Raw genomic sequence first — 22,344 nt, 5'->3', positions numbered from 1 at the left:
TGCTGAACACCAATCACCCGTATCCCCCTGATACATTTCATCAATCGGCCTGACGACGCAGGAATGCCGGGATGTCCAGGTAATCCAGATCGTCTTGCGGATTCATCTTCGCGGCAGTCGCAGCACCGGCCTGGGCCTGGTTGCGCATGACGGTCGGACGGTCCAGGTCACGGTAGTTCACCGCCGGCGATTCCTGACGAGCGGCAGTTTGCTGCTGTGGCTGCGAGGCCATGCTGGTTTGAACGGTGTTGTCGATCACCTTCATCGGCTTCTCGATTTTCGCGCCCAGGCCAGTGGCGACCACGGTCACGTGCAGCTCATCGCGCATGTCCGGATCGATCACGGTGCCAACCTTGACCATCGCGTGGTCAGAGGCAAAGGCTTCGATGATGCTACCCACGTCGGAGTACTCGCCCAGGGACAGGTCGGGACCGGCGGTGATGTTCACCAGGATGCCCCGCGCGCCTTGCAGGTTGACGTCTTCGAGCAACGGGTTGCGGATGGCCGCTTCGGTGGCTTCACGCGCACGGTTCGGACCGCTGGCGCAGCCAGTGCCCATCATCGCCATGCCCATTTCGGACATCACGGTGCGTACGTCGGCGAAGTCGACGTTGATCATGCCCGGACGCTTGATGATGTCGGAGATACCGCGAACGGCACCGGCCAGTACGTCATCGGCCTTGGCAAATGCCGACAGCAGGCTGGCGTCTTTACCGAGGATGGTCAGCAGCTTCTCGTTGGGGATGGTAATCAACGAGTCGACGCTTTCGCTCAGCGCGCGGATGCCTTCATCGGCGATCTGCATACGCTTGCGGCCTTCGAATGGGAACGGACGGGTCACCACCGCAACGGTGAGGATGCCCATTTCCTTGGCCACTTCGGCAATGATTGGCGCCGCACCGGTACCGGTACCGCCGCCCATGCCCGTGGTGATGAACACCATGTTGGTGCCGGCCAGGACTTCAGCGATGCGCTCGCGGTCTTCCAGGGCTGCCTGACGGCCAACCTCGGGATTCGCGCCGGCACCCAGGCCCTTGGTCACGCCAGTACCCAGTTGCAGGATGGTCCGCGCGCCGATGTTTTTCAGCGCTTGAGCATCGGTGTTGGCGCAAATGAATTCGACGCCTTCGATGTTGCTCTTGACCATGTGGTTGACAGCGTTGCCGCCGCCACCGCCGACACCGATTACCTTGATAACCGGGCTGGCGGGGATGTTGTCTACGAGTTCGAACATGTTCCCTCTCCTTTCATTCTCTAGTTTTTTCGCCTACTGCGTCTTCAGCTACAAGCTGCGAGCCCTTGAGCTGCAAGCTTGCCGCTTGAAGCTTGAAACTTGTCGCTAAAAGTTGCCTTTCACCCAAGCCTGCAGCCGTTCCAACAGCGGAGCCTTGGGCTCTTCGCTGCTGTAGCTGTCGCGGCTGCCGATGCCTGAGAACGAGATGCCGTCGGACTGTTTTTGCAGGCCGTACATCAACAGGCCCACGCCGGTGGAATAAATCGGGTTGCGCACGACGTCATCCAGGCCCTTGACGCCATGGGGCACGCCCAGGCGCACCGGCATGTGGAAGATTTCCTCGGCCAGTTCGACCGCGCCTTCCATCTTCGAAGTACCGCCAGTCAGCACGATGCCGGCCGGGATCAGGTCTTCGTAGCCGCTGCGCCGCAGTTCGGCCTGGATCAGCGTGAACAGCTCGTCGTAGCGCGGCTCGACCACCTCGGCCAGGGCCTGGCGGGACAGCTCGCGCGGTGGACGGTCGCCGACACTTGGCACCTTGATGGTTTCACCGGCGCCGGCCAGTTTTGCCAGGGCGCAGGCGTAGCGAATCTTGATTTCCTCGGCGTACTGGGTCGGGGTGCGCAGCGCCATGGCGATGTCGTTGGTCACCTGGTCGCCGGCAATCGGGATCACCGCGGTGTGACGGATGGCGCCCTCGGTGAAGATCGCGATGTCGGTGGTACCGCCGCCGATGTCCACCAGGCACACGCCCAGTTCTTTTTCGTCGTCGGTCAGCACCGAGTAGGCCGAAGCCAACTGCTCGAGGATGATGTCGTCGATTTCCAGGCCGCAGCGGCGCACGCACTTCTCGATGTTCTGCGCCGCGTTCACCGCACAGGTGACCACGTGGACCTTGGCTTCCAGGCGCACACCGGACATGCCCAGAGGCTCACGGACGCCTTCCTGGTTATCGATCACGTAATCCTGCGGCAGGGTGTGCAGCACCCGCTGGTCAGCTGGGATCGCCACGGCCTGGGCTGCGTCGAGTACGCGCTCAAGGTCGGCGGAGCTGACTTCGCGATCACGGATCGCGACGATGCCGTGGGAGTTCAGGCTGCGGATGTGATTGCCCGCCACGCCAACGAACGCCGAGTGGATCCGGCAACCGGCCATCAGCTGCGCTTCTTCGATGGCGCGCTGGATCGATTGCACGGTGGACTCGATGTTCACCACCACGCCTTTCTTCAAGCCACGGGACGGATGGGTGCCAATCCCGACGATGACCAGCGTGCCGTCGTCCGCGACTTCGCCTACCAGCGCTACCACCTTGGAGGTGCCGATATCGAGACCGACGATCATTTTTCCGCTTTGCACGTTTGCCATGGGTCCTGCCTCTTCTTAATTCTTCGCGACGGCGGGTACGGCCGTCGTCGGCGCTACAGGTTCCCGCCAGCCAACAGCAAGGCCGTTGGCGTAGCGCAGATCGATGCGCGCAATGTTCGTGATCTGTTCTTTGAGCGTCTTGTCATAGATGGCGATGAAACGGCGCATCTTCTCTATCAGGTTGCCGCGACCGAGCAGCAGCTCGATGCCCGGCCCTGAGCTGCCCGGGCCAGTGGTCAGGAACCAGCTGCCGCGCTCACGCAATTCCAGGCGCGCGATGGAGAAGCCCAATGGCCGCAACATCTGGCTCAACACCTGGTACTGCTGCATCACTTGCTGCTGGGCCCGCTGTGGACCGAACAGTTGGGGCAAATGTTCATAGTTGGCCAGTTCCCGCGGCGTGAACGCCTGGCCCTGGTTGTTCAACAGCGACTCGTCGCCCCAACGGGCCACCGGCAGTTGTTCTTCCAGGCGGATCGACACCTGGTCAGGCCATACGCGCCGGACCTCGGCGTGAGCGATCCAGGGCATCTGTTCGAGCTCCGTGCGCATGCCCGCCAGGTCGATGGTGAAGAAGCTCGACGCCACGTATGGGGCGATCCGCTGCTGCACTGCCTGCTGGCTGATGTAGCTCAGGTCGCCCTGGACGTTGATCCGGGCGATCGGCCGGTCGGCATAAGGCAGCAACCGCTGGGCTCCTTCGTACGTACCGAACCCCAACGCCACCAGCAGCACCGGCCAGAACAGGCTCTTGAGAAAACCAAAATTGGCTTTCGGCAAGCGCGCCGACATCGGCTCCTTGGCCACCATCCGGCTGGCACCCCGCGGCACCGGCTTGCGACCGGGTGCGGAGGGCTGATGACGAAGCGATGCGCCTTGCATGGCTTAACCTCTTGGCTCTTGCGGGCCGACACTGGCCGCCAGGATCGACAGCACCAGTTGCTGGAAGTCCAGGCCGGCGGCACGGGCCGCCATCGGCACCAGGCTGTGATCGGTCATGCCGGGGGCGGTGTTGACTTCCAGAAACCAGAACTGCCCATCGGCGTCCTGCATCACGTCAGCCCGACCCCAACCGGCAATACCCAACGCCTCACAGGCCTTGGCCGTGAGGTCCATCAATTGTTTTTCCTTGGCGCTGTCCAGCCCGCAGGGAATGCGGTATTGGGTATCATTGGCGATGTACTTGGCGTCGTAGTCGTAGAACGTGTGCGGGGTGCCCAGCGCAATCGGGGGCAACACCTGGTCACGCAGAGTGGCGATGGTGAACTCGGGACCGGTGATCCACTGTTCGACCAATACTTGTGAATCGTAGGAACTGGCGTCCTTCCAGGCCGCGGTCAACTCAGGCAGCGAATTCACTTTCGCCATGCCGATACTTGAACCTTCATGAGCTGGTTTGACGATCAGGGGAAAGCCCAGTTCCGTGGCTGCTGAAATACAATCGGCCTCGGACGCCAGCACGGCGTGACGCGGGGTCGGAATACCGAGGCTGTGCCAGACCTGCTTGGTGCGCAGCTTGTCCATGGCCAGGGCCGACGCCAGGATGCCACTGCCGGTGTAGGGAATGCCCAGGCATTCGAGCAAGCCTTGCATGCTGCCGTCTTCGCCGCCGCGACCGTGGAGAATGATGAATGCGCGGTCGATCTTTTCGCTCAGCAGGCGCTGCAGGAAGTCATCACCCACGTCGATGCCGAACGCGTCGACACCGGCGCTCTGCAAGGCTTGCAGCACGGCGTTGCCGGACTTGAGGGAGACCTCGCGCTCGGCGCTCTTGCCACCGAACAGCACGGCGACGCGGCCGAAGGCTTTCGGGTCAAGGGTCGAGGCCAGGTTGGCGTAGGCAGCAGTCATTTCAATTTCCCCTCGCTGGAGGCCACGATGGCTCCGGCGAATAACGGACTCTTCAGCAGTTTCGGGCACAGGCCACCGATGTCACCGGCCCCCTGGCACAGCAGGATGTCGCCGGCGCGCAGCAGCGGCTTGACCAGCGGCGCGAGGTCCACGCCACGCTCGATATAGATCGGATCCAGCTGACCGCGCTGGCGGATGCTGTGGCACAGCTGACGGCTGTCGGCCCCCGGGATCGGCTCTTCGCCGGCCGGATAGACTTCCATCAACAACAGCACGTTGGCATCGGCCAGCACTTGGACGAAATCGTCGTACAGGTCGCGGGTGCGGCTGTAGCGGTGCGGTTGGTAAACCATCACCAGGCGCCGATCCGGCCAGCCGCCGCGCACGGCCTTGATCACCGCCGCGACTTCGGTCGGGTGGTGGCCGTAGTCGTCCACCAGCATCACGTTGCCGCCGTCTACCGGCAGTTCGCCGTAGACCTGGAAGCGTCGGCCCACACCCTGGAACCCGGACAGGCCCTGGACGATGGCTTCATCGCTGACCCCTTCGTCGCTGGCGATGCAAATGGTTGCCAGAGAGTTGAGTACGTTGTGGTTGCCCGGCATGTTCACCGAAACGTCCAACGGCTCGCGGTCAGGGCGCAGCACGGTGAAGAAGGTCTGCATGCCTTTCTGGCGCACGTTGATGGCACGCACGTCGGCTTCTTCACTGAAGCCGTAGGTGACGGTCGGACGCTTGACCAGCGGCAGGATTTCGCGCACCACCGGGTCGTCCAGGCACACCACGGCCAAACCGTAGAACGGCAGGTTGTGCAGGAACTCGACGAAGGTTTTCTTCAACTTGTTGAAGTCGCCGTCGTAGGTCGCCATGTGGTCGGCGTCGATGTTGGTGACCACGGCCACCAACGGTTGCAAATGCAGGAAACTCGCATCGCTTTCGTCGGCTTCGGCGATCAGGTAGCGGCTGGTGCCCAGCTGGGCATTGGTGCCCGCGGCATTCAGGCGACCGCCGATCACGAAGGTCGGGTCCAGGCCACCGGCGGCGAACACCGAGGCGATCAAGCTGGTGGTGGTGGTCTTGCCGTGGGTACCGGCGACGGCGATGCCGTGGCGGTAGCGCATCAGCTCGGCGAGCATTTCGGCGCGTGGCACCACCGGAATACGCCGCTCCAGGGCAGTGGCGACTTCCGGGTTGGAGGTGTTCACGGCGCTGGACACCACCAGCACGTCGGCGTTGGCGGCGTTCTCGGCACGGTGACCGATAAAGATCTGCGCGCCGAAGGTTTCCAGGCGCTCGGTGACCGGGGAGGCCTTCAGGTCGGAACCCGAGACCTGGTAACCCAGGTTGAGCAGCACCTCGGCGATCCCGCACATGCCCACGCCGCCGATACCGACGAAGTGGATGCGGCGGATGCGGCGCATTTCCGGTTGTGGCATGGCTTTGCGATTCTCAACCATGGGCCACCTCCAGGCAGGTATCGACCACTTGGGCCGTGGCGTCGGGTTTGGCCAGGCGGCGCGCGGCGCGGGCCATGTCTTCAAGTCGTTGCGGCTGCATCAAAACCTCTGTCAGGCGGGCGGCAAGATCCGCGGCGCCAGTCGTTCTTTGCGGCATCAGGAAGGCAGCGCCTTCACGGGCCAAATAATCGGCGTTGCGGGTCTGGTGATCGTCGATGGCGTGGGGCAAGGGCACCAGCATCGAGGGCAGACCGGCGGCGGCCAGTTCGCTGATGGTCAACGCGCCTGCGCGGCAGACCACCAGGTCGGCCCAGCCATAGGCTTGGGCCATGTCTTTGATGAACGGCTGCACTTGCGCCTCGACGCCGGCGGCGCGGTAGCGCTCGGCGGTCACTTCATCGTGGTGCTTGCCGGCCTGGTGAAACACGTCCGGGCGCAGGTCGGCAGCAACCCGCGACAGGGCTTCGGGCAGCAATTTGTTCAACGGCTCTGCTCCCAGGCTTCCGCCCAGGATCAGCAAACGCGCCTTGCGTCCCGCCAGGGCGGGGCGCGGGGTGTCGAGAAACAGCTCGGTGCGCACCGGGTTACCGGTGGTGCGGCGGTTGCCGGACAGGGTAAAGGTGTCGGGAAACGCTTCACAGACCCGCGCGGCCAACGGCACCAGTAACCGATTGGCGGTACCCGCCACGGCGTTCTGCTCGTGAACGATCACCGGTACGCCGGCCAGTTTCGCCGCAACGCCACCCGGGCCGGTCACATAACCACCGAACCCGACCACACAGACCGGCCGCAACCGACGAATGATCGCCCGCGCCTGCCAGACCGACTTGAGCAACATCAACGGTGCCTTGAGCAACGACAGCTTGCCCTTGCCCCGCAGGCCGCTGGCGTTGATCCGATGCAGCTCAAGACCGGCACCGGGCACCAGTTCGTTCTCGATACCCCGTGGCGTGCCCAGCCAGTGCACGGTATAGCCGCGCGCCTGGAATTCCCGGGCACAGGCCAGCGCCGGGAACACGTGCCCGCCGGTACCGCCGGCCATGATCAGCACGTTAGCGCCCATGAGTCGGCTCCTCGGCGAAGTCGCTCTCCTGGAATTCCATCTCTTCGCTGCCCAGGTGAGTGCGGCTCTCCCACTCGATGCGCAGTAACAAGCCGAGACAGGCGCAGCAGATCACCAGGGAACTGCCGCCATAACTGAGGAACGGCAGCGTCAGGCCCTTGGTCGGCAGCAGGCCGACGTTCACGCCGATGTTGATCAGGAACTGGCCGATCCACAGAAACGACAGGCCATACGCCACGTAGGCGGCAAAAAACTGCTTGGCTTTCTCGGCCCACAAGCCGATGTACATGCCGCGCACGCAAACGAAGACGAACAGCGCCACGGTGCACAGGGAACCCACGACACCCAGCTCTTCGGCCAGGACCGAGAAGACGAAGTCGGTATGCGCTTCCGGCAGGTAGAACTGCTTCTGCACGCTGTTGCCCAGGCCTACACCCAGCCATTCGCCGCGGCCGAAGGCGATCAGTGCCTGGGTCAATTGATAGCCGGAGCCGAACTGGTCGGCCCACGGATCGGTGAAGGTAATCAGTCGCGCCATCCGATAGGGTTGGGCTTGCACCAGCACCGTCACGGCCGCCACCGCCAGCGCCACCATCAGGATGAAGCGAAACAGCCCGACGCCGCCGAGGAACAACATCGCCGCGGCCGCGCCCATCATCACCACCGTGGCGCCGAAGTCCGGCTCCATCAGCAGCAGGCCGGCCATCGGCAGCAACACGATGAACGGCTTGAAGAAGCCCATCCAGCTCTCGCGCACTTCCTTCTGGCGACGCACCAGGTAACCGGCGAGAAAGATCACCACAAACACCTTGGCGATTTCCGAGGGCTGGACGTTGAAGAAGCTGAAACCGATCCAGCGCATCGAGCCATTGACTTCGCGGCCGATCCCCGGCACCAGCACCATCACCAACAGGCCGAAGGCGCCGAGCAGCATCATCCAGCCCAGGCGCTGCCAGGTGGCGATCGGCACCATCATGGTGACCACGCACGCGCCCAGGCCGATCACCAGGTAAATCAGGTGGCGGATCATGTGATAAAGCGTGTTGCCCGACTGCACCGCAGCCACTTCCGACGACGCCGAGGTGATCATCACCAGGCCCAGGCCCAGCAGGGCGAGGCAACCGGCGAGCATCGGGAAATCCAGGTCGATGCCACGCCCGGTAATTAACGGCGACGGGTACGGCTTGATGACGTTCATCAGGCTCATGCCAAGTCCTCCGCGGCCCGGGCGAACAACTGCCCGCGCTCTTCGTAATTCTTGAACATGTCGAAACTGGCGCAGGCCGGCGACAGCAGCACCGCATCGCCTGCTTGAGCGAGGGCGCGGCATTGCTGCACCGCTTCGTCCAGCGAACCGACGCGAAGCAGCGGCACCGCGTCGCCGAGGGCCTGGGCGATCAATTCACGGTCCCGGCCCATCAGCACCACGGCCCGGCAGTTGGCCGCCACCGGATCGCGCAGGTCCTTGAAGTCGGCTCCCTTGCCGTCGCCACCGGCGATCAGCACGAGCTTGCCTTCGATGTCCGCCCCCAGCCCTTCAATGGCAGCCAGGGCGGCGCCGACGTTGGTGGCCTTGGAATCGTTGTACCAGGCCACGCCGTCCAGGTCGCGAACCCACTGACAGCGGTGCTCGAGACCGGCAAAGGTACGCAGCGCCGCCAGCATGGCGTCGAACGGCAGGCCCACCGCGTGGCCGAGGGCCAGGGCTGCCAGGGCATTGGCCTGGTTGTGGGCGCCGCGAACTTTCAATTCGCGCACCGGCATCAGGTTCTGGAATTCGAAGGCCAGGTACTTCTCGCCGTTCTCTTCGCGCAAACCGAAGCCTTTGAAATCCGGCACGCCCAGGCCGAAGGACCAGCACGGCAAGCCTTCGCCCAACAGCGGACGGGTCAAGGCGTCCTGGCGGTTGAACACCACCTGCCGGGCGCCGCGGAAGATCCGGTGCTTGGCCAAGTGATACGCCGGCAGGCCGCTGTAGCGGTCCATGTGGTCTTCGCTGACATTGAGCACGGTCGCCACTTCGGCGCCCAGGTGGTCAGTGGTTTCCAACTGGAAGCTCGACAGTTCCATCACATACAACTCGACGTCGTCACTGAGCAGGTCCAGCGCCGGCGTACCGAGGTTACCGCCCACGGCGACGCGCTTGCCGGCCGCTGCCGCCATCTCACCGACCAGGGTGGTGACGGTGCTTTTCGCGTTGGAACCGCTGATGGCGATGATCGGTGCCTTGGCGTTGCGCGCGAACAACTCGATGTCGCCGGACAATTTCACCCCACGGGCGGCAGCGGCCTGCAAGGCCGGGGTTGCCAGCGCCAGGCCGGGGCTCACGTAGAGCTCGTCGGCGCGGCAGAGGAACTCGACGTCCAGCTCGCCACAACGCACGTCCACCTGCGGATAGTCACGACGCAGCGTGGCCAGCTCAGGTGGATTTTCCCGCGTATCGGCCACGGCAAACGACACGCCCCGGTTCGCCAGGAAGCGAACCAGGGACATGCCGCTCTTGCCGAGGCCGACAACGATGCGGAAGTGGTCAGAAGCGATCAGGGACACTCGTTCTACCTCAGTTTCAGGGTGGCAAGGCCGATCAGCACCAGAATCACGGTGATGATCCAGAAACGGACGATCACACGCGGCTCGGGCCAGCCCTTGAGTTCAAAATGGTGGTGGATCGGCGCCATGCGGAAAACGCGGCGGCCGGTCAATTTAAAGGACGCCACCTGAATGACGACTGACAGGGTCTCCATCACGAACACACCGCCCATGATGAACAGGACGATTTCCTGGCGAACGATGACAGCGATGGTGCCCAGGGCTGCGCCCAGCGCCAGCGCGCCGACGTCGCCCATGAAGACTTGCGCCGGGTAGGTGTTGAACCAGAGGAAACCCAGGCCGGCACCGATCAGCGCACCGCAGAACACGATCAGCTCGCCCGCCCCGGGAACATAAGGGATCAGCAGGTATTCGGCGAACTTCACGTTACCCGACAGGTAGCAGAAGATCCCCAGAGCGCCGCCGACCATCACCGTCGGCATGATCGCCAGGCCATCGAGGCCGTCGGTGAGGTTGACTGCGTTGCTCGAACCGACGATCACCAGGTAGGTCAGCGCGATGAAACCAGCGCCCAACGGAATGCTGTAGTCCTTGAGCATCGGCAGGATCAAGGTGGTTTCCACCGGCGAGGCGGCGGTCATATAAAGGAAGATCGCCGCGCCCAGGCCGAACACCGACTGCCAGAAATATTTCCAGCGGCTTGGCAACCCACGGGAGTTCTTCTCGATGACCTTGCGGTAGTCGTCGACCCAGCCGATGGCGCCGAACAACAGGGTCACCAGCAGCACGACCCAGACGTAGCGGTTCGCCAGGTCGGCCCAGAGCAAGGTGCTGATGCCGATGGACGACAGGATCAGCGCGCCGCCCATGGTCGGGGTGCCCGACTTGGACAAGTGCGATTGCGGACCATCGTTACGCACCGACTGGCCGATCTGCAGGTTCTGCAAGGTGCGGATCATCCACGGGCCCAGGAACAGCGACATCGACAGCGCGGTCAGCACGCCCAGGATCCCGCGCAGGGTCAGGTATTGGAAGACCGCGAAGCCTTTGTAGAACTGTTGCAGGTACTCCGCTAGCAGCAGCAGCATTAATGTTTCTCCATACGGGTGCCGCACAGCGCCGCGACGACGTTTTCCATCGCTGCGCTGCGTGAGCCCTTGATCAATAAGGTGGTGTTCGGATCCTGCTCGGCGCCCAGGGCCTGGATCAGCTCAGCTTGCGAAGTGAAATGCCGGGCGCCCTCGCCAAAGGCGGCAACCGCATGGGTCATCATCGGGCCGACGGCGTACAACGCGTCAACCTTGCCGCGCGCATAGGCGCCGACGTCGTGATGACCCTGCTGCGCCCACTCGCCCAACTCGCCGATATCCCCCAGCACCAGCACGGTACGGCCGGAGAAACCGGCAAGGATATCCACCGCGGCGCACATGGACGTCGGGTTGGCGTTGTAGGTGTCGTCGATCACGCGCATGCCGTTGCTGGCCAACTGCGCGACGGAACGGCCCTTGACCGGTTGCACCGCGTTCAGCCCGGCGACGATGCCCGGCAGCGAAACGCCCAGCGCATGGGCGGCGGCCGCCGCCGCCAGGGCGTTGGCGACGTTATGGGTGCCGAGCAGGTTCAATTGCACCCGCTCGGCCCCGTCGGGGCTGTGCAGGTTGAAGGCCGGGCAACCACGGGCATCGCGGTCCAGGTCGCTGGCGTAGAAATTCGCGGCGAGGTTGCTCAAGGCAAAAGTCAGCACCTTGCGCCCGCCCGCCCGGGTCTTCCAGATTTCGAAAGCCTTGTCGTCGAGATTCAGCACGGCGACGCCATCGGCATCCAGCCCTTCGATGATCTCGCCCTTGGCCTCGACGATTTTTTCCGGCCCGCCGAACTCGCCGACGTGGGCGGTCCCGGCGTTGTTGAGCACCGCGACGTGAGGCTTGGTCATGGCCACGGTGTAGGCAATCTCGCCAAGGCGCGAAGCCCCCAGTTCAATCACGGCGGCACTGTGTCCCGGCGCCAGTTCGAGCAAGGTCAGCGGCACACCGAGGTCGTTGTTCAGGTTGCCCCGGGTCGACAGCACCGGACCGCGCGTGCGCAGGATGCTTGCGAGCATTTCCTTGACCGTGGTCTTGCCGCTGGAGCCGGTGATGGCCGCGACCGGGTTGCCATACGCCGCGCGGTTCAGCGCGCCGAGTTGGCCGAGGGCCTGGCGCGTGTCCTCCACCAGCAGCTGTGGCAACGCGCTGTTGGTCACTTCGCGCTCGACCAGGGCGGCGACCGCACCTTTGACCGCCACATCGTTCAAGTAGTCGTGACCATCAAAACGCGGACCGGTCAGGGCGATGAACAATTGGCCCGGCGCGATGGCCCGGCTGTCGATACTGACGCCGTCAAAAGTCGCATCCGCAGCAATCATGCGCGCGTTCAATGCGTGGGTCAGCTCGCTGAGTTTCAGGGCCTTAAACATGGGCCACCTCCCACGCGGTCAAGGCATGATCGGCTTCCACCAGATCGGAGAAGGCATGCCGCACGCCGTTGATTTCCTGGTAATCCTCGTGCCCTTTGCCAGCCAGGACGACCACATCGTCTGCCGACGCACTGGCGATCAATTGGGCAATGGCCTGGCCGCGACCGGCCACGAAGGAGACCTTATCCACAGCGGTAAAGCCGGCGCGAATGTCGTCGAAAATCTGCAACGGGTCTTCGGTCCGCGGATTGTCATCGGTGACCAGCACACCATCGGCCAGCCGTTCGACCACCTCGGCCATCAACGGACGCTTGCCACGATCACGATCGCCGCCGCAGCCGAACAGGCACAGCAACTTGCCCTTGGCGTGGGGCCGCAGGGCCATCAGGACTTTTTCCAGGGCGTCCGGGGTGTGGGCGTAATCGACCACCACCAGCGGCTGCGTACCGCCACCCAGACGCTGCATGCGACCGGCCGGGCCTTCGAGCTTCGGCAGGACCTTGAGGATTTCGTCCAGCGCATAGTCCAGGCCCAGCAAGGCGCCGATGGCGGCCAACACGTTGCTCAGGTTGAAGCGCCCGAGCAAGGTGCTGCGCAGGTGGTGCTCGCCCTGGGGCGTAACCAGCGTGGCGCGCACGCCTTCGTCATCGAACTGCGCCTGGCGGACATACAGGTAGGCGCTGGCATCTTCCAGGCTGTAGGTAATCAGCCGGGACTCGCGCGAGTCGGCGGCCAGTTGCCGGCCGAATTCGTCATCGATGTTGATGACCCGGCACTTCAAGTCATTCCAGGCAAACAGCTTGGCCTTGGCTTCGCCGTAGGCCTGCATGGTGCCGTGATAATCCAGATGGTCCCGGGACAGGTTGGTCAGCACCGCGACGTCGAACGCCAGCGCCGTCACTCGCCCCTGATCCAGGCCGTGGGACGACACTTCCATCGCAACGGCCTTGGCACCGGCCTTCTTCAAGTCGGCCAGGGTCGCTTGCACAGCGATCGGGTTCGGCGTGGTGTGCGAGCCGCTTTCCAGTGCGCCATGGAAGCCGCTGCCGAGGGTCCCGACAATGCCGCAATGCTGGCCGAGCAGGTCCAGGGCCTGGGCCACCAATTGGGTCACGCTGGTCTTGCCGTTGGTGCCGGTCACGCCAATCAGGTTCAGGTGGCGACTTGGGTCGCCATAGAAACGCCCGGCGATGTCCGACAGCTGTGCCGCCAGGCCCTTGACCGGAATCAGCGGGACGTCGGTGATCGGCAGCACGGTCGCGCCGTCCACTTCATAGGCCACGGCCGCCGCGCCACGCTTCAGGGCGTCGGCCATGTGGGCACGGCCATCGAAGCGGGCGCCCGGCACCGCCAGGAACAGGTCTCCGGCGCGGACATTGCGGCTGTCCAGGGCCAGTTCGCGAATCAGCAGATCGTGACCGGCGTGGGCAAAAATCTTGTTCAGGCTCAGGGACATCAGCCACGTCCTCCTTCGGCTTTCAAGGGAACGACCGGTGCGGCATTGGCCTGCTGCGTGGGCGGCAGGTTATCCGGGGTGATGTTCATCAGGCGCAGAGTGCCGGACATGACCTTGCTGAACACCGGCGCGGAAACCAGGCCACCGAAGTAGCCGGCCTTGCTCGGTTCATCGATGACCACGACGATGGCATAGCGCGGATCGCTCATCGGGCCGAAGCCGGCGAACAGCGAACGGTAGGAATTCTCGGCATAACCTTTGGTGCCCACGGAGGTCTTGCGGGCCGTACCTGATTTACCGGCGACGTGATAGGCCGGCACCTGGGCGCGGAAAACGCCACGCGGCGCCTCGATCACTTGTTGCAGCATGCCCTGCATGGTTTTCGCGACGTTCTCCGGGATCACCTGGGTGGTCTGCGGCGGCTTGTCGGTCTTGATCAGGGTCAGCGGGGCGATCCGCCCGTTGTTCGCCAACGCGGAAAACGCGTGGACCAGTTGGATCGCAGTCACGGAAACACCGTAGCCGTAGGACAACGTGGCAGTCTCGGCCTTGCGCCAGTCGCGGTAGTTCGGCAGGTTGCCGACCCGTTCGCCCGGGAAACCCAGGCCAGTGTCCTGGCCGAGCCCGATCTTCTGCGCCAGGCGGTAAATGGTCTCGCCGCCGATGTCGAAGGCGATCTTGCTCATGCCCACGTTACTGGAGTTGATCAGGATACCGGTCAGGTCGAGCACCGGCCCCTCAGTCTTGGACACGTCGCGAATGGTGTACTTGCCGATCTGCAGGGTGCCCGGGTACACCTCGACGGTGTCGCTCGGCTTCCACCGCCCGGTTTCCAGGGCGGCGGCCATGGACACGGCTTTCATGGTCGAACCCGGTTCGAACACGTCGATCATCGCGCGGTTACGCATCATCGCCGGTTGCAGGTTGCGGCGGTTGTTCGGGTTGTAGGTCGGCTGGTTGACCATGGCGAGGATCTCGCCGGTCTTCACGTCCATGATCACCAGGCTGCCGGCCTTGGCACCGTTCTCGACGATGGCATTGCGCAGCTCGCGGTTGGCCAGGTATTGCAGGCGCAGGTCAATGGACAACGCCAAGGGCTTGCCAGCCTTGGCGTTTTTGGTGACCTGGACATCCTTGATCAGCCTGCCGCGCCGATCCTTGATGACCTGTCGCTTGCCAGCGACGCCGGCGAGCCATTCGTCATAGGCCAGTTCGACCCCTTCGCGCCCCCGGTCATCGATGTCGGTAAAGCCGACCATATGGGCCGTGACCTCACCGGCCGGGTAGAAACGCCGGAACTCTTCGATGCCGTAGACGCCCGGCACTTTCAGGTCGAGCACGCTCTGGCCCTGCTCGGGCGTCAGCCCGCGCACCAGGTAGATGAATTCCTTATTGGCCTGGGCTTCAAGACGTTCGGCCAACGCTTTCGGGTCTTGCCCCAGCGCGGCAGCCAGCGCCGGCCATTTTTCCTTGGCCTGCTGCATTTCCTTGGCGTTGGCCCACAAGGTGGTCACCGGGGTACTCACGGCCAACGGTTCGCCATTGCGGTCGGTAATCAGGCCACGGTGGGCCGGGATCGGAATATGCCGCACGCTGCGCGCATCGCCCTGCCCCTTGAGGAAATCACGGTCGACGACCTGCAGGTCGATGATGCGCCAGGAAATCGCCGCCACCATGATCCCGAGCAACCCCAGGACCAGACGGAACCGCCACGGGAACAGTGCCCCTTCGAGCTTCATCATGGCGCCACCATCTGCACTTCGGCGGCGCCAGGAATGCGCATCTTGAGCTGTTCGGTGGCCAATACCTCAATGCGACTGTGGGCGGTCCAGGTGCTTTGCTCCAGGATCAGGCGACCCCACTCGGCCTGCGCCTTGTCGCGCACACTCAGTTCGTTGTAGAGGGTGTTGAGCAACTGCCGGTTCCAGTGCGCGCTATAGGACACGCCGATGGCCGACACGAGCACGCCGATAAACAGCAGCAGCATGAAAAAGCTGCCGCCCGGCAGGGGCTTGGCGAAGAGCTTGCTCACCGCAACTTCTCCGCGACACGCATGACGGCGCTACGGGCGCGTGGGTTGGCCTTGAGTTCGGCGTCAGAGGCGAATTGCGCTTTGCCGTGGATCTTGATCTTCGGCACGAAGGCTTCGAAGCGCACCGGCAAATTGCGCGGCAGGTTGTCGGCCTCGCCCTTGGTGAGCTTGCGCATGAACAGCTTGACGATACGGTCTTCCAGGGAATGGAAGCTGATCACCACCAGGCGACCGCCGATCTCCAGCACTTCAAGCGCCGCTTCGAGGCCGGCCTCGAGGTCGCCGAGTTCGTTATTGACATGAATGCGCAGACCCTGGAAAGCACGGGTCGCCGGATTCTTGCCTTTTTCCCATGCCGGGTTGGCAACCTTCAGCACCTCGGCCAGGTCGCCGGTGCGCTCGAATGGCTTGGTGTCGCGACGTTCCACCACGGCGCGGGCCATGCGGCCAGAGAAACGCTCTTCGCCGTACTCCTTGAAGACACGGGCGATTTCTTCCACCGGGGCGGTGTTGACGAATTCGGCGGCACTGATGCCCCGGGAGGGGTCCATGCGCATGTCCAGCGGGCCGTCATTGAGGAAACTGAAACCGCGCTCCGGGTCATCCAGCTGCGGCGAGGACACGCCCAGGTCGAGCAGCACGCCACTGACCTTGCCGGCCAGGCCACGGCCGGCGACTTCCGCGCCCAACTCGGCAAAGCTGCGCTGCACAACGACAAAGCGGCCGTCTTCGGCCGCCAGCGCTTGCCCGGTGGCAATCGCTTGAGGATCTTTGTCGAATCCCAACAACTGCCCACCCGGACCGAGCTGGCTGAGAATCAAACGGCTGTGTCCGCCGCGCCCGAACGTGCCATCCAGATAGCAGCCATCAGGACGTACCGCGAGCGCCTCGACGGCCTCGTCCAGCAGTACGGTGATGTGGTTAAAGCCGCTATCAATAGTCACAGGATCAAATCACGCAGTTCATCAGGCATGGCGCCCGGTTGTTGAATAGCAGCGAGGTCAGCGGCAGCAACCGCATTCCAGGCATCTTCGTCCCACAGTTGGAACTTGTTCAGTTGGCCTACCAGCATCGCGCGCTTGTCCAGCCTGGCGTATTCGCGCAGACGCGGTGGAACCAGGAAACGACCGCTGCCGTCGAGTTCGAGGTCGACGGCGTTGCCGATCAGCAAACGTTGCAGGCGGCGGTTTTCTTCACGCAGCGAAGGCAGTGCGCGCAGTTTGGTTTCGATGATTTCCCACTCATCCAGAGGGTAAACGCACAAACATGGGTCAACGGCGTCGATTGTGACGATTAACTGGCCGGAACTTCGCGAAACGAGCTCGTCACGATACCGGCTGGGCATGGCGAGCCGGCCTTTTGCATCGAGACTGATAGCGTTAGCTCCGCGAAACACGTCAGCGTTTCTCCAAAATTTAGCGTTTTACGCTCAAAAAACCCACTTCATGCCACTTTCCGCCACTTGCGCACACTATAGGAATGCGCCCACCGCACCGTCAAGGCGCGGATTGCAGGAAAAGCCTTATAGATCGGAGATTTAGGAGCGTTTCAGGAGGAGCAACAAGAAACTGGCGTAGGAATTTTCGCCTCAACCCGAGGAAGCACAGGAGGCTGCGCGCACAAGTTAAAGTGATTTATTAAGAGTAAGATTTTTTTGGTCTTAGGAACTGCGTCTGCCAGTGATTCCGGCAGGGAGGGAAAAAGGTGGAGAGTCGATCTGTAAGCCGGGTTCTGTCTTGAACAGTCATTCGTCTACGATGGCCATCACTGGACATCTTTAGCAACCTACCCGGTCCCAGCGCGGGCCACGCCTTGGGACCCTATTTGGTCTTGCTCCAAGTGGGGTTTACCTAGCCACGAACTGTTGCCAGACGTGCGGTGCGCTCTTACCGCACCTTTTCACCCTTACCGGCGCCGAAACGCTTAGGCGGTTATTTTCTGTGGCACTTTCCGTAGGCTCACGCCTCCCAGGCATTACCTGGCACTTCGCCCTATGGAGCCCGGACTTTCCTCCCCCCCCTAATTTTCATAGAGGGCAGCGACTGTCCGATCGACTCTCCGCCGCGAAGGTTAACGGTAGAGCGCCCGAAGAACAAGCGCTAAAAGCCTTTGGCCAGCCCGGCGCCGTGGTTCATTGGCCCTTCTGTTTGTCCAGCGCGACCTGGTACAGCACATTCTTGCGCTCGCCGGTAATCTGCGCCGCAAGGGCGGCGGCCCGCTTGAGGGGCATTTCCTCGAGCAGCAGGTCGAGGATGCGCATCGCTTCACTGCTGACAGCATCCTCGCTGTCCGGCGCCGTCCAACCCGCCACCAGCACCACGCACTCGCCACGCTGCTGATTGCTGTCGCCTTCGACGAACGCGCGCAGCTGTGCCAACGGCAGCCCCTTGAGGGTTTCGAAGGTCTTGGTCAACTCACGCGCCAACAGCGCAGGCCGCTCGGCACCGAACACCAGTTCCATGTCTTGCAGGCACTCCAGGATCCTGTGCGGCGCCTCATAAAAGATCAGCGTGCGCGGTTCTTCCTTTATAGCCTCCAGGCGCGCCCGCCGCCCCACTGCCTTGGCCGGCAGGAAGCCTTCAAAGATGAAGCGATCCGATGGCAGGCCTGCCGCCGACAGCGCCGCGATCAACGCACAAGCGCCCGGCACCGGCACCACGCTGATGCCGGCCGCGCGGGCCTGGCGTACCAAGTGATAGCCGGGGTCGGAGATCAGCGGCGTACCCGCATCGGAAATCAGCGCGACGTTGTCGCCCGCCAGGAGGCGGGTAATGAAACGACTGCCTTCGTCCCGCTCGTTGTGCTCATGACAGGCCGCCAACGGCGTGGAGATGCCGAAATGCTGCAGCAGACGCTGGGAATGACGGGTGTCTTCGGCCGCGATGAGGGCCACCTCCTGCAGGATCTTCAGCGCCCGGGCACTGATATCGTCCAGGTTGCCTATGGGCGTCGCCACCACATAAAGCGAGCCGGCAGCGGAATTCAAAGCACCTGGAGCAGTCAAAACGCACACCTCATGGTCGGTAAAACCGCCATTGTAGCGCGTAGCGAGTGCCACCGTGGTTCGTCGCACTGCGCGGCCGCGCAGCCTTTTGTGCGGCACCGCACTCTTTGAAATACCTAAATTGATCGATTCACGCCACTAACATCGCGCCCCGGCCAGTGCTTGGGTACAATTCGACGCTAATTTGATCTCGTATCAGGAACACTTACATGATCGCTTGCCTGCGGCTGCTTTCCGCCCTCTGCCTCGCTGCCCTCCTGGCGGCCTGCGCCAGCTCGCCCTCGTCCAGCCTTGGCGAACTTCCACGGACCCCGGATGCCAGTATCGAGCAGTTGCTCGAACAGGCCGCCCAAAGCAAAACGCCGGAAAAAGCCGCGTTGTTGCGCCTGAGCGCCGCCGACCTGGCCTACCGCCAGGGCAATGCCGGCCAGTCCGCACAGATCCTGCAACAAGTGCCGATGGAACAACTCAAGCCCGGCCAGCAGATCTTCGCCAGCACGCTGTCGGCTGAACTGGCGATGACGCGCAACCAGCCCAAGGCCGCACTGACCGCCCTGAGCCATCCAAGCCTGCAACACCTGAGCGAAATGCCGGTGGAGCAGCAGGTCCGCACCGGCACCGTCCGCGCCCGCGCCCTGGAAGCCGATGGCCAGACCCTGGCCGCCGCCAAGGAGCGGATCTTCATCGCACCGCTGCTGAAGGACGATGCTGCGGCAAAAAACCACGAAGCCATCTGGTCGCTGATCGCCTCGCTGCCCACCGACCAACTGCAACCCACCTCCAATGATGACCTGGGTGGCTGGCTGAGCCTGGCACAGGCGGTAAAAACCGCCGGCACCCTGGAACAGCAGCAGGCGGCCATCGATCACTGGCGCGAACAGAACCCCAAGCACCCCGCCGCCCTGCAACTGCCGACACCTTTGCTCAAGCTCAAGGCCCTGGCGAGCCAGCCGCTGAGCAAGATCGCCCTGCTGCTGCCGCAGAATGGCCCGCTGGCCTCGGTCGCCAAGGCCCTGCGTGATGGCTTCCTGGCCTCGCACTACCAGGCTCAACAGGCCGGGCAAACGCCGCCGAGCATTCAGTTTTATGACAGCTCCAGCCTGACCTCCATGGACGAGTTCTACCGCAAGGCCCAGGCCGACGGCGTGCAACTGGTGGTTGGCCCGCTGGAGAAGCCCCTGGTCAAGCAGATCAGCGCCCGCCCGCAGCTGCCGATCACTACCCTGGCGCTGAACTACAGCGAAGGCGAGCAAGGCCCCCCCCAGCTGTTCCAGTTCGGCCTGGCGCCCGAAGATGAAGCCCGCGAAGTTGCCCGCCGCGCCCGCGCCGATGGCCTGCACCGTGCTGCCGTCATGGTTCCGAAGGGCGAATGGGGTGACCGCGTATTGAAAGCCTTCAGCCAGGACTGGCAGGGCAACGGCGGCACCATCATTGCCACCGAACGCGTCGACCAACCGGTGCAACTGGCCCAGCAGATCGCTGACATGTTCCAGCTGCGCCAGAGCGAAGGTCGCGCCAAGAGCCTGCAGAACACCGTGGGCACCAACGTAGCGGCCCAGCCGTCCCGTCGCCAGGACATCGAGTTCATCTTCCTGGCGTCGACGCCGCAGCAAGCCCAGCAGATCAAGCCAACCCTGAACTTCCAGTACGCCGGCGACGTGCCGGTCTATGCGACATCGCAGGTGTTCAGCGCCAGCGGCGACCAGAACCAGTACAACGACATGAACGGCATTCGCTTCTGCGAAACGCCATGGCTGCTCGACGCCAATGACCCTTTGCGCAAGCAGGTCACTGCCCAGTGGCCGCAAGCCGGCGGCACCCTGGGCCGGTTGTATGCAATGGGCGTGGATGCCTACCGCCTGGCACCGCGCCTGGGCCAGCTCAAGGCATTGCCGGACAGCCGCATCGAAGGCCTGTCGGGCAGCCTGGCGGTGTCCCCGTCCCAGCGCGTGCAGCGCCAATTGCCTTGGGCCGAGTTCGTCAATGGCCAGGTGCAGCGCCTGCCGGACACCCAGCGCTGATGCCCGACCGATCACGCCAGCAAAGCGGACGGGATGCCGAGGGCCTGGCCCTCGCGCATCTCCAGCAACAAGGGCTGCGGCTAGTGGCGCAGAACTGGTTGTGCAAGCGCGGCGAGCTTGATCTGGTCATGCTTGACGGCGATACAGTAGTATTCGTCGAAGTCCGCTACAGAAAAAATACCCAATGGGGTGGCGCGCTCGACAGCATCGACCAGCGCAAGCGCCAGAAGCTGGTGTTCGCTGCGCAGTATTTCCTGCAACGCGAATCCCGCTGGGCTGATCACCCCTGCCGCTTCGACGTGGTTGCCATCGACAGCCACGCCGATCAGTTGAACTGGCTGCAGAACGCCTTCGACAGTTGAACTGTCGACGCCCATGACGAGTCGGGCCGGACACTTTCACTCTTTTTGCTCTTTGCTTTGCGGGCTGCACAGGTTTGTGCCGTTAAGCCGCGCTACTTAAGGTCACACAGATGGACATGCAATCGCGAATTCGCCAGCTTTTTCAGGCCAGTATCGACACCAAGCAACAGGCGATGGACGTACTTGCACCGCACATCGAGCAAGCCAGCCAAGTGATGGTCAACGCCTTGCTCAACGAGGGCAAGATGCTGTCTTGCGGCAATGGCGGCTCGGCCGGCGATGCCCAGCACTTCTCATCGGAACTGCTCAACCGCTTCGAGCGCGAGCGCCCGAGCCTGCCAGCCATCGCACTGACCACCGACAGCTCGACGATCACCTCGATCGCCAACGACTACAGCTACAACGAGGTCTTCTCCAAGCAGATCCGCGCCCTGGGCCAGCCCGGCGATGTACTGCTGGCGATTTCCACCAGCGGCAACTCGGCCAACATTATTCAAGCGATCCAGGCCGCACATGATCGCGAAATGATTGTCGTAGCAATGACGGGCCGCGATGGCGGCGGCATGGCGTCGCTGCTATTGCCTGAAGACGTCGAGATTCGCGTACCGGCCAATGTCACCGCTCGTATCCAAGAAGTCCACCTGCTGGCGATTCACTGTCTTTGCGACTTGATCGACAGCCAACTGTTCGGGAGTGAAGAATGACCCCTAATCGCCTGGGCCTTCTGGCCCTGACCCTGTGCCTTGGCATCAGCGGCTGCACCTCGGTGGTTAACGCCAGCCGGGAAGCGCCGATCGAAGATGACCGCGGCACCCGTACGTTCGGCAGCAAGATTGATGATTCGCTGATCGAAACCAAGGCCGGCGTGAACATCGCCAAGGCCGACCCGGACCTGGACAACAACTCGCACATCGTCGTCACCAGCTTCAACGGCGTTGTCCTGCTGGCCGGCCAGACTCCCCGCGCAGACCTCAAGGCCAAGGCCGAACAGGCCGCCAGCGCGGTGCAGCGGGTCAAGACCGTGCATAACGAATTGCAGGTCTTGCAACCCTCTTCGCTGCTGGCACGCCAGAACGATGCCTGGCTGACGACCAAGATCAAGACCCAGATGCTGACCGACGCCAGCATTCCTGGGTCGCGGATCAAGGTTGTGACGGAGAATGGGATTGTTTATCTGCTCGGGCTGTTGACCAAGCAGGAGGCTGCGCAAGCGACCAACCTGGTGCAGAGCGTTTCCGGGGTGCAGAAAATCGTCAAGTTGTTTGAGTATATTGACTGATTGACTCAAGCCATAAATCGGCGCTTCCTCCTCGAGAGAAAGCGCCGTTTTTTGTGGGCGGAATTTTGGTGTATATCCATTTCTTCGGTAACGGCCACTTATGGTTTCGGCCTTACGCCGAGTCACTTTCGAAAAGCGCGAAAGTAACCAAAGCGCTCTTGCCCCACCACTCGGCACCTCGCCTAGGCTCGGTGTGCCCTCACTCCGGCATTGCT

20 protein-coding genes and 1 other RNA gene are annotated in these 22,344 nt (G+C 63.1%); 4 read left to right on the top strand and 17 right to left on the bottom strand.

Going from position 1 to position 22,344, the window contains the following annotated elements:
• Nucleotides 1-40: 40 nt before the first annotated feature.
• From ftsZ to rsmI, 17 genes are all read right to left on the bottom strand, one after another.
• Nucleotides 41-1,234, bottom strand: coding sequence for a cell division protein FtsZ (gene ftsZ, locus J7E36_RS06535; protein WP_215001057.1), 1,194 nt, complete (start codon nucleotides 1,232-1,234; stop codon nucleotides 41-43).
• A gap of 105 nt (nucleotides 1,235-1,339) precedes the next feature.
• Complete coding sequence (gene ftsA / locus J7E36_RS06530; RefSeq protein WP_215001055.1) at nucleotides 1,340-2,599, bottom strand: cell division protein FtsA; 1,260 nt, start codon at nucleotides 2,597-2,599, stop codon at nucleotides 1,340-1,342.
• Between the two features lie 15 nt (nucleotides 2,600-2,614).
• Complete coding sequence (locus tag J7E36_RS06525) at nucleotides 2,615-3,481, bottom strand: cell division protein FtsQ/DivIB (RefSeq protein WP_215001053.1); 867 nt, start codon at nucleotides 3,479-3,481, stop codon at nucleotides 2,615-2,617.
• Nucleotides 3,482-3,484: 3 nt separating this feature from the next.
• Nucleotides 3,485-4,450, bottom strand: a complete 966-nt coding sequence (locus J7E36_RS06520) for a D-alanine--D-alanine ligase (RefSeq protein ID WP_215001051.1) — start codon at nucleotides 4,448-4,450, stop codon at nucleotides 3,485-3,487.
• Nucleotides 4,447-5,907, bottom strand: a complete 1,461-nt coding sequence (gene murC / locus J7E36_RS06515) for a UDP-N-acetylmuramate--L-alanine ligase (protein WP_215001048.1) — start codon at nucleotides 5,905-5,907, stop codon at nucleotides 4,447-4,449. The genes J7E36_RS06520 and murC overlap by 4 nt, the downstream gene beginning before the upstream one ends.
• Nucleotides 5,900-6,970 carry an undecaprenyldiphospho-muramoylpentapeptide beta-N-acetylglucosaminyltransferase gene (gene murG / locus J7E36_RS06510; RefSeq protein ID WP_215001046.1) on the bottom strand — a complete coding sequence of 357 codons (1,071 nt, stop codon included), beginning with the start codon at nucleotides 6,968-6,970 and terminating at the stop codon, nucleotides 5,900-5,902. Before murG ends, murC begins: the two co-directional genes overlap by 8 nt.
• Nucleotides 6,960-8,177 carry a putative lipid II flippase FtsW gene (gene ftsW, locus J7E36_RS06505; RefSeq protein ID WP_435304161.1) on the bottom strand — a complete coding sequence of 406 codons (1,218 nt, stop codon included), beginning with the start codon at nucleotides 8,175-8,177 and terminating at the stop codon, nucleotides 6,960-6,962. Before ftsW ends, murG begins: the two co-directional genes overlap by 11 nt.
• Complete coding sequence (gene murD, locus J7E36_RS06500) at nucleotides 8,174-9,520, bottom strand: UDP-N-acetylmuramoyl-L-alanine--D-glutamate ligase (protein ID WP_215001044.1); 1,347 nt, start codon at nucleotides 9,518-9,520, stop codon at nucleotides 8,174-8,176. Before murD ends, ftsW begins: the two co-directional genes overlap by 4 nt.
• A 5-nt stretch (nucleotides 9,521-9,525) precedes the next feature.
• Entirely contained in the window at nucleotides 9,526-10,608 is a 1,083-nt protein-coding gene (mraY, locus tag J7E36_RS06495) for a phospho-N-acetylmuramoyl-pentapeptide-transferase (protein WP_215001043.1), read from the bottom strand.
• Nucleotides 10,608-11,975, bottom strand: a complete 1,368-nt coding sequence (locus tag J7E36_RS06490; RefSeq protein ID WP_215001040.1) for a UDP-N-acetylmuramoyl-tripeptide--D-alanyl-D-alanine ligase — start codon at nucleotides 11,973-11,975, stop codon at nucleotides 10,608-10,610. Before J7E36_RS06490 ends, mraY begins: the two co-directional genes overlap by 1 nt.
• Nucleotides 11,968-13,431, bottom strand: coding sequence for a UDP-N-acetylmuramoyl-L-alanyl-D-glutamate--2,6-diaminopimelate ligase (locus J7E36_RS06485; RefSeq protein WP_215001038.1), 1,464 nt, complete (start codon nucleotides 13,429-13,431; stop codon nucleotides 11,968-11,970). Before J7E36_RS06485 ends, J7E36_RS06490 begins: the two co-directional genes overlap by 8 nt.
• Nucleotides 13,431-15,170 (bottom strand): peptidoglycan D,D-transpeptidase FtsI family protein, encoded by a 1,740-nt coding sequence (locus J7E36_RS06480; protein ID WP_215001087.1) that lies wholly within the window; start codon nucleotides 15,168-15,170, stop codon nucleotides 13,431-13,433. The genes J7E36_RS06485 and J7E36_RS06480 overlap by 1 nt, the downstream gene beginning before the upstream one ends.
• Entirely contained in the window at nucleotides 15,170-15,463 is a 294-nt protein-coding gene (gene ftsL / locus J7E36_RS06475; RefSeq protein WP_018930128.1) for a cell division protein FtsL, read from the bottom strand. Before ftsL ends, J7E36_RS06480 begins: the two co-directional genes overlap by 1 nt.
• A complete protein-coding gene (rsmH, locus tag J7E36_RS06470; protein WP_435304160.1) occupies nucleotides 15,460-16,407 on the bottom strand; it encodes a 16S rRNA (cytosine(1402)-N(4))-methyltransferase RsmH in 948 nt (315 codons plus the stop codon). The genes ftsL and rsmH overlap by 4 nt, the downstream gene beginning before the upstream one ends.
• A complete protein-coding gene (gene mraZ / locus J7E36_RS06465) occupies nucleotides 16,404-16,859 on the bottom strand; it encodes a division/cell wall cluster transcriptional repressor MraZ (protein ID WP_215001036.1) in 456 nt (151 codons plus the stop codon). The genes rsmH and mraZ overlap by 4 nt, the downstream gene beginning before the upstream one ends.
• Nucleotides 16,860-17,167: 308 nt before the next feature.
• Nucleotides 17,168-17,521, bottom strand: an RNA gene (rnpB, locus tag J7E36_RS06460) — RNase P RNA component class A.
• A gap of 73 nt (nucleotides 17,522-17,594) precedes the next feature.
• A complete protein-coding gene (gene rsmI / locus J7E36_RS06455) occupies nucleotides 17,595-18,467 on the bottom strand; it encodes a 16S rRNA (cytidine(1402)-2'-O)-methyltransferase (protein ID WP_215001034.1) in 873 nt (290 codons plus the stop codon).
• 209 nt (nucleotides 18,468-18,676) lie between these two features.
• Here rsmI and J7E36_RS06450 point away from each other — a divergent pair, with 209 nt between their 5' ends.
• The 4 genes from J7E36_RS06450 (at nucleotide 18,677) to J7E36_RS06435 (ending at nucleotide 22,129) form a co-directional block, all read left to right on the top strand.
• On the top strand, nucleotides 18,677-20,488 hold the full coding sequence (locus J7E36_RS06450; RefSeq protein WP_215001031.1) for a penicillin-binding protein activator: 1,812 nt from the start codon (nucleotides 18,677-18,679) through the stop codon (nucleotides 20,486-20,488).
• Nucleotides 20,488-20,850 carry a YraN family protein gene (locus J7E36_RS06445; RefSeq protein ID WP_215001029.1) on the top strand — a complete coding sequence of 121 codons (363 nt, stop codon included), beginning with the start codon at nucleotides 20,488-20,490 and terminating at the stop codon, nucleotides 20,848-20,850. Before J7E36_RS06450 ends, J7E36_RS06445 begins: the two co-directional genes overlap by 1 nt.
• Before the next feature lie 110 nt (nucleotides 20,851-20,960).
• Nucleotides 20,961-21,554: a phosphoheptose isomerase gene (locus J7E36_RS06440; protein WP_215001027.1), complete on the top strand. Its 594-nt coding sequence runs from the start codon at nucleotides 20,961-20,963 to the stop codon at nucleotides 21,552-21,554.
• Nucleotides 21,551-22,129 carry a BON domain-containing protein gene (locus J7E36_RS06435; RefSeq protein ID WP_215001025.1) on the top strand — a complete coding sequence of 193 codons (579 nt, stop codon included), beginning with the start codon at nucleotides 21,551-21,553 and terminating at the stop codon, nucleotides 22,127-22,129. The genes J7E36_RS06440 and J7E36_RS06435 overlap by 4 nt, the downstream gene beginning before the upstream one ends.
• The last annotated feature ends 215 nt before the right edge of the window (nucleotides 22,130-22,344 follow it).

Origin of the sequence: Pseudomonas fluorescens (assembly GCF_018614775.1) — a bacterium.
Lineage (GTDB): Bacteria > Pseudomonadota > Gammaproteobacteria > Pseudomonadales > Pseudomonadaceae > Aquipseudomonas > Aquipseudomonas fluorescens_BY.
This window is presented reverse-complemented; position numbering and strand designations above follow the sequence as displayed.